Here is a 2,337-nt window from a genome sequence, read left to right as displayed (position 1 = left end):
ACCGCCGTAACCGATCAGATTTCGTCCGGCATCACTAAAAAGCGATAAAAAATCGTGCTCTCCTGATGTCGGCCAGTTCAGAAAAATCGTTTTGCAATTGGCTCAATTTTTTTCCTATAAATTCATTCAGCTCATTACTAAATTGCGACGGCGGTGTATTTTCATCCATTTTCTAATTTCTACTTTTCTTGGCTTCTCAATCAGAAGATCGATCCTGACTTATAGGAATAATTTATAAAAATTAGTAACGATATGTCGATAGTTTCATTACAACAAATTCAAGTAATCGTAGCAGAACTCCTCCAATTCGTCGGAAGTCCAAACATGGCCGTCTAACGCGTCTACCACTAAATTCCCACCACCTTCATACAAGTCTGGCCGACTAAATGCAAAATGCCAGAACATCGGATCGCAAGCACTCGTCGTACTATCAATTATCGTTCCCTTACCTTCCAGGTACTTTTCCGCGTAAGTGCGTGCCTCGGCACGTGAGATTAAATTAGACTTATACTTGACCGGAATATTCAAACTTCTTACACCATTCTTCCGAAAATGGACAATGATCGAAACCGCTTTTAGACGTTTCAATTCTAGCCCCAAAAAACCGGTGTATTTATTATTATGGTCAAATTCAATTTCAGGCGCAAATATTTTCAACGGCTGAAGCAGTTTGGACGAACCATCCAGTTCGTCCAACAAAAAAACATCACAAATTTCTTGCATAAATAGCCCCATTTACCAGTTTATTATTACTTCCATATTTAGCGCTGCTTTTGAACCACCACCGCTCGCCCGGTCATAATATTTTTAAGAACCTCAACAGTTATCGAGTAACTTTTACCAATGCGCTCAGGCCAAGGATCACGGATAAAAGCACGCCCGCCTTCAATCTTATCGAGAACCATTGCGTGACTTTTTCCCTCCCCTTGCCAAACGCTAATTATCACTACGTCTCCTTTGCCAGTTACGTTTTTCATTCCTTGTAGAGACATATTATCGACATAGGTCGCTTTTCCTTCAAATTTTAGCTTTGCCAATCCTTGTGGAACATTGGATAGCGATGTTCCAGTCACGGAAGTCCCCAACTCGCCACGCACCCAAGACTCTGGGATTTCGCCCAAATTCGCTGCCATTCGGCAAGACGCTGATACGCACGATGAGTCGGTTTGCTGCGGTAATAGGGGGCCACTTGGTTGAGCATCTATTTTCGGCGTTGTTTCAACAAACGGTGTAGTCGCGTTCCCCTTGGCGCGAGCTATAACCAATGCGTCATAATCAGCTCTAGAAATTGCCCGTCCGGTAGCATACGCAGCCGCTTGTAGCTCAGCAAATGTCCATTCCAGTTTACCATTCAACATGCCGGCTTCGAACACCGGCGTCTTGCCAGCATCCACGATGCCCAGCCTCGCGTCGTAAGTCCAGATTACTTCACCATTGCCTCGACCGGCATCGAAAATCGGTACTTTTGGCAGAGCTGTTATCGCTTGCGGTGTCTGCGCGTTGTTACCACTAAACAATTCAACGATCGACATACCATTTTCGGCACTTGCCCCACTTATACCGTCGGTACCGAGTTTAAGCGCGTTCAATTCTGGCTGGGAAAGTGCTGGCAATTTTACGACCGGCGTGCTCACTGTAACCTGGGACGAAACTACAACGTACTTGCCGGTCGCCGGATCCATTCGCAAAAAAACTTGGTCGCCGGATAATACCTCACCATTCGTCAACCTCAGCCGAGGAGCTTCCAACGAAGGTGTTTGCGCCGGTCGTGCAGCGCCGGCCGCACCCGCCTTCAGTGGTCCATAGACCGCCCCCGCGAAGCCAAGAACACCACCCACCATTTGCAGGCTACCACCGAGCGTGTCTCCGTCCGCAATTTTGACGCCGCCTTCGCCGAGATTAAAGCCACTCATAAAGGCGCAACCCACCAACGTCAATATGCACCCCACGCCGGTAGCAAGCATCACATGGCCATCGTGCGCTCGCTTGTCGCGTTCGGCCGGAGTGATGCCAACGTTGATTGAACTCAGCAGAGGCGAATACAGACCGATATTTTGCTGATTAATCGTTGGGTTGTTGTACTCGGCCGCATGCTTCTGGCCGTAGTCGTTAAAGTCCCATTTGATCCCGATGGAGTTGTCCTGGCCCTTTTTCCCGATAATGCCTACCACCAGCTCATCGATTTTTTCGCCATCGTTCAGAAACGCTGTCTTGTCAGCCCATCGGAGAAGCTGACGCTCTATTCGCGCTTCCGCCGCCGCCACAGAGATGCCGCCCGCCTTCGCCACCGCCCCGGCGTATTTCTTCGCCAGATCGATTTCGTTCTGATGCAACTGA

General features: G+C 48.4%; 2 protein-coding genes. Both read right to left on the bottom strand.

The genetic code is table 11. From position 1 onward, the window contains the following. Positions 1-267: 267 nt before the first annotated feature. Entirely contained in the window at positions 268-723 is a 456-nt protein-coding gene (locus PO883_RS34160; protein WP_289313756.1) for a hypothetical protein, read from the bottom strand. A 38-nt stretch (positions 724-761) separates the two neighbouring features. Beyond that, positions 762-2,337: hypothetical protein (locus PO883_RS34155; protein WP_289313755.1), on the bottom strand; the 1,576-nt coding region annotated here is incomplete at its 5' end.

This window comes from Massilia sp. DJPM01 (assembly GCF_030348125.1).
Classification (GTDB): domain Bacteria; phylum Pseudomonadota; class Gammaproteobacteria; order Burkholderiales; family Burkholderiaceae_D; genus Telluria_A; species Telluria_A frigida.
The sequence above is the reverse complement of the archived record's forward strand: the minus strand, read 5'-3'. Positions and strand labels throughout refer to the sequence as shown.

Excerpts from the sequence above, each read along its gene's own strand:
- PO883_RS34160 (WP_289313756.1), bottom strand. The coding sequence starts at position 723 with ATGCAAGAAATTTGTGATGTTTTTTTGTTGGACGAACTGGATGGTTCG.